Annotated in this window: 6 protein-coding genes; 4 read left to right on the forward strand and 2 right to left on the reverse strand. The window is 74.2% G+C overall.

Annotation, left to right across the window (positions count from 1 at the left end):
* Positions 1-314 precede the first annotated feature (314 nt).
* Genes VIB11_RS15555 through VIB11_RS15570 form a run of 4 tightly spaced genes read left to right on the forward strand, consistent with a single transcriptional unit; the run spans position 315 to position 2,964 of the window.
* On the forward strand, positions 315-1,262 hold the full coding sequence (locus VIB11_RS15555) for an LLM class F420-dependent oxidoreductase (protein ID WP_332032359.1): 948 nt from the start codon (positions 315-317) through the stop codon (positions 1,260-1,262).
* 4 nt (positions 1,263-1,266) lie between these two features.
* Positions 1,267-2,031 (forward strand): HipA family kinase, encoded by a 765-nt coding sequence (locus tag VIB11_RS15560; RefSeq protein WP_332032361.1) that lies wholly within the window; start codon positions 1,267-1,269, stop codon positions 2,029-2,031.
* Entirely contained in the window at positions 2,028-2,408 is a 381-nt protein-coding gene (locus tag VIB11_RS15565; RefSeq protein WP_332032363.1) for a DUF3037 domain-containing protein, read from the forward strand. Before VIB11_RS15560 ends, VIB11_RS15565 begins: the two co-directional genes overlap by 4 nt.
* Positions 2,409-2,433: 25 nt before the next feature.
* A complete protein-coding gene (locus VIB11_RS15570; RefSeq protein ID WP_332032365.1) occupies positions 2,434-2,964 on the forward strand; it encodes a YbhB/YbcL family Raf kinase inhibitor-like protein in 531 nt (176 codons plus the stop codon).
* Here VIB11_RS15570 and VIB11_RS15575 read toward each other — a convergent pair.
* Positions 2,949-3,767 (reverse strand): RNA methyltransferase, encoded by an 819-nt coding sequence (locus tag VIB11_RS15575; protein WP_332032367.1) that lies wholly within the window; start codon positions 3,765-3,767, stop codon positions 2,949-2,951. The genes VIB11_RS15570 and VIB11_RS15575 overlap by 16 nt on opposite strands.
* 129 nt (positions 3,768-3,896) lie before the next feature.
* Positions 3,897-4,664 carry a sulfite exporter TauE/SafE family protein gene (locus VIB11_RS15580; RefSeq protein WP_332032369.1) on the reverse strand — a complete coding sequence of 256 codons (768 nt, stop codon included), beginning with the start codon at positions 4,662-4,664 and terminating at the stop codon, positions 3,897-3,899.
* Between the last annotated feature and the right edge of the window lie 68 nt (positions 4,665-4,732).

The raw sequence follows: 4,732 nt of genomic DNA on the forward strand, positions 1-4,732 counted from the left end.
GAGCGCAGCACCACCGTCGGAGCACCGACCTGACCGGCGGTGGAACCGTCCCACGCGCGCAGACGCAGCGGCAGCGTGCCGTCGAACAGGGGCGCGACCAGTGACGCGACCCGGTCCGCCACCCCCTGGGCGCTGGTCGTCTGGTGGGCGGTGGCGCTCATCTCACTCCAGGGCTGGGGACACGACGGATCAGGGGCGCGAGGGCTTCGCTGCGGCCATCCAAGCGGATTGGTCACCGGTCCGCGCGGGAGCGCTCGGGGGCGCGGCGCGAGCCGGCGCCGGGGCGCACACCCCCGGGTGCCTACGGTGGGGGCATGGACGTGCGCATCTTCACCGAGCCCCAGCAGGGCGCTTCCTACGACGACCTGCTGCGGGTCGCCAAGGCGGCCGAGGACCTGGGCTTCTCCGGGTTCTTCCGCTCCGACCACTACCTGCACATGGGCGGCGACGGCGCCCCTGGCCCCACGGATGCCTGGACCACCTTGGCGGGGCTGGCGCGCGACACGAGCACGATCCGCCTCGGGACCCTGGTGTCATCGGCGACCTTCCGTCTGCCGGGGCCCCTCGCGGTCCAGGTCGCCGGAGTGGACCAGATGAGCGGCGGGCGCGTGGAGCTCGGCCTCGGCGCCGGCTGGTTCGAGGAGGAGCACGCCGCCTTCGGCATCCCCTTCCCCAGCGTGCGGGGCCGCTTCGACCGCCTCGAGGAGCAGCTGGCGGTCATCACCGGCCTCTGGGCGACACCCCCCGGGGAGCGGTTCAGCCACCGCGGGGCGCACTACGAGCTGCGGGACTGTCCCGTCCTGACCCGCCCCGCGCAGGAGCGGCTCCCGGTGATCGTCGGCGGCACCGGTCCCCGCCGGACCCCTGCCCTGGCCGCGGCCTACGCCGCGGAGTACAACGTCGCGTTCCAGCCGCCGGAGCAGGTCGCGGCGGCGTTCGACCGGGTCGGGTCGGCGTGCGCGGAGATCGGCCGCGCGCCGTCGGAGCTGGTCTACTCCGCCGCCCAGGTGGTCTGTGTCGGCGACGACGAGGCGACCCTGGCCCGCCGAGCAGGAAACATCGGGCGTGACCTCGACGAGCTCCGCGCCAACGGCCTCGCCGGGAACGCCGACGAGGTGCGGGCACGGCTCGAGGAGTTCGCGGACGTCGGCGTCACGCGCATCTACCTCCAGGTGCTGGACCTCGCGGACCTCGACCACCTCTCCGACATCGCCGCGGCGCTGCTCCCCCGCGCTGACCGCCCCACCGGGCCCCTAGGCTGACCGCGTGCTCGAGCAGATCACGGCCACCCGCTACGTCACGCCACTCAAGGAGGGCGGCTCGCTGCCGGGGATCGTCGAGGCGGACGACTGCGGCACCTACGTGCTGAAGTTCCGGGGCGCCGGGCAGGGCGTCAAGGTCCTGGTGGCCGAGGTGCTCGTCGGCGAGCTCGCCCGCCGCCTCGACCTGCGCGTGCCGCGGCTGGCCGTGGTCGACCTGCAGCCGCCCATCGCGCGGTACGAGGCCGACGAGGAGGTCCAGGACCTGCTCAACGCCAGTCTGGGCCTCAACCTGGGCATCGACTTCCTGCCCGGGTCGTTCGGGTACGACGGGTCGCGGCCGCCCTCGGCCGAGGAGTCCGCGGCGATCCTCTGGCTCGACGCGCTGACGGCGAACGTCGACCGGACGTGGAGCAACCCCAACCTGCTGGTGTGGCACGGGGAGCCGTGGTGCATCGACCACGGGGCGGCGCTCTACTTCCACCACCAGTGGCCGAGCCGCGCGCCGGACCCGGGGCGCTTCGCGGCCCAGCCGTTCGACGCCTCGAGGCACGTGCTGGCCGACGTGGCCGGCGACCCTCGCGAGGCACACGCGCGGCTGTCGCCGCTCGTCACCCCGGCGCTGGTCGACGAGGTCACGGCTCAGGTGCCCGACGCGTGGCTGGAGCCGGCCCCCGGACTCGCCTCCCCCGACGCCGTCCGCGCGGCGTACCGGGAGCACCTGCTGGCCCGGGCGTCCTCGGACGCCTGGGTCCCGGGAGGTGCCGGATGAGCCTGCAGGGCTACCAGTACGTCGTGCTGCGCTGCGTGCCGCGGGTCGAGCGCGAGGAGTTCGTCAACGTCGGGGTCGTGCTCTACAGCCAGGGGGCCGACTTCCTCGAGGCGGGCTACGCCGTCGACGAGGCGAGGCTGCGTGCCCTCGCGCCCGGCGTCGAGGCGGCCGAGGTCCGCGACGCCCTCGAGGCAGTGTGCCGGGTGTGCCGCGGCGAGACCGGTGGGGGGCTGCCCGACCTCGGGAGCCCGGGCCGGCGCTTCGGTTGGCTCAGCGCCCCGCGCAGCACCGTCGTCCAGCCCGGACCCGTCCACGGCGGGCTCACCGCCGACCCGCGGGCCGAGCTCGCAGGACTGGTCGAGCGCATGGTCGGCTGACGCGGCCGGGTCTACAGTCGCGAGCATGACAGCGGACCGCTCCGGGGCGCCCGGCCCCTACGACGACCTCCCCCCGGTGCCGTCGTTCCATGTGTCCAGCGCCGCCTTCGAGGACGGCGGGACCCTGCCACCCGCCCACACCCTGCGTGGCGGCAACACCTCGCCCCCGCTGTCGTGGAGTGGCGCTCCCGGTGGCACCCGCGGCTACGCCGTCACCTGCTTCGACCCGGACGCGCCGGGGGCGGGGTTCTGGCACTGGGCGGTGTTCGGCATCTCCCCGGACGTCACGGACCTGCCCGTGGACGCGGGTGCCCGGGGCGGGGCCGGGCTGCCCGAGGGCGCCTTCCACCTCAGCAACGACTTCGGCCGCCCGGACTACGGCGGGGCAGCCCCGCCCCGGGGCCACGGCCCGCACCGCTACGTGTTCGCGGTCCACGCCCTCGACACCGCAGACCTGCGCCTCCCCGGCTCGGCCGACCCCCGCGACGCCCTCTCCGCCGCGGTGCCGCACACGCTCGCGCGCGGAGTGGTCGTCGCCCTCTACCGAACGCCCTGAGGCCGGAGCGCCCAGGCCGCGACCGCGCCCGCCGCAGCGACGTTCAGCGAGTCGACGCCGCCCGCCATCGGGATGGTCACCGTGAGGTCGGCGTTGCTCAGGGTGTGGTGCGACAGACCGTCGCCCTCGGTGCCGAGGACCAGGGCAAGGCGCTCTGGCGGGTCCGCCGCGAGGTCGTCGAGGCTCACCGCGTCGTCGGCCAGGGCGAGCGTCGCGACGGTGAAACCGGACGCCTGGAGGTCCGCGATGGCCTGCGGCCAGGGGCTGACCCGCGTCCACGGCACCTGGAAGACGGTTCCCATCGAGACGCGGATCGCCCTGCGGTACAACGGGTCTGCACATCGGGGGGTGACGAGCACCGCGTCGACACCCAGCGCCGCACAGCTGCGGAAGACCGCCCCGACGTTGGTGTGGTCCACGACGTCCTCGAGCACGATGACGCGCCGGGCGCCCTCGAGCAGGTCGGAGACTGCGGGCAGCGCGGGACGCTGCATGGACGCCAGCGCGCCGCGGTGCAGGTGGAAGCCGGTGATCCCCTCTATGACGCCGTGCTCCCCGACGAAGACGGGGATGCCTGCCTGCTCGGCGTCGGCGACGACATCGGCGAGGTCGGTGAGCCAGCGCTCGGCCATCAGGAGGGACCGGGGCTGGTGGCCCGCGGCCAGGGCCCGGCGGATGACCTTCTCCGACTCGGCGATGTACAGGCCGCGCTCGGGCTCCGTGCGTCGGCGCAGTGCCACGTCGGTGAGGGCGACGTAGTCGGCGAGCCGCTCGTCGGCGGGGTCATCGATGCGGATCGGCACGGCGAGAAGGCTAGGCGATCACCGCACGCACGGTGACATCCAGGGGCCGATCGGGCCTGGACCTGTCGAACGGGCGTCGGCGACGTCGGGGAACCACGGCCCGTCGAGCGGGGACGGCGCCGTGCTCCGTCAGGGGAACCAGACCATCCTGGTGATCGCGACGACACCGATCACGATGATGAACGCGCGCAGCGCCGACGGCGGCAGCCGCCGCCCGAACGTCGACCCGAGGTAACCGCCGGCCAGGGCGCCGACGGCGATGAGGCCCGCCGCCGGCCAGTCGATCTGGTCCCAGGCCACCGCCATGAACGTGATCGCGGCCACGGCGTTGACGACCGTCCCGAGGACGTTCTTGTACCCGTTGAGGCGCTGCAGCGGTTCCGCGCTCAGCGCGCTCAGCAGCCCGATCAGGATCACACCCTGGGCAGCGCCGAAGTAGCCGCCGTAGACCCCGGCCACCAGCACCCCCGCCATCATCACCGGCTGGTGCCACGCGACGATCGCGTCGCTGTGCCGCGCACCCGCTGCCGCCTGGAGGCGTGGGCCGAGGATGACCAGGAGGAGGCCGAGGGCGATGAGCGCCGGCACGATGGCCTCGAACGCCTCGGGGGGCAGCACGAGGAGCAGCAGCGCGCCGATCACCGCGCCCAGAAAGGACATCGGCACCAGTCGGCGCAGAGTGCCCAGCGACCCGCGCAGCTCCCGGCGATAGCCGTGGACCCCGGTCACGCCTCCGGCGACCAGGCCGACGGTGTTGGAGACGTTGGCCACCACGGGCGGGTAGCCGAAGAAGAGCAGGGTGGGGAAGGTGATGAGCGTCCCCGAGCCGACGATGGTGTTGATCGTCCCGGCCGCCACGCCCGCGAGCAGGATGCAGAGGGCTTCGACGGCGGACACCCGGTCACCCTAGCGACGGCCCCGGCGGCCAGCCCGTCAGGCCCGGACAGCGGTGTGCCGACCGCTCG

The organism is Pedococcus sp. (assembly GCF_036554925.1).
Taxonomy (GTDB): Bacteria; Actinomycetota; Actinomycetes; order Actinomycetales; family Dermatophilaceae; genus Pedococcus_A.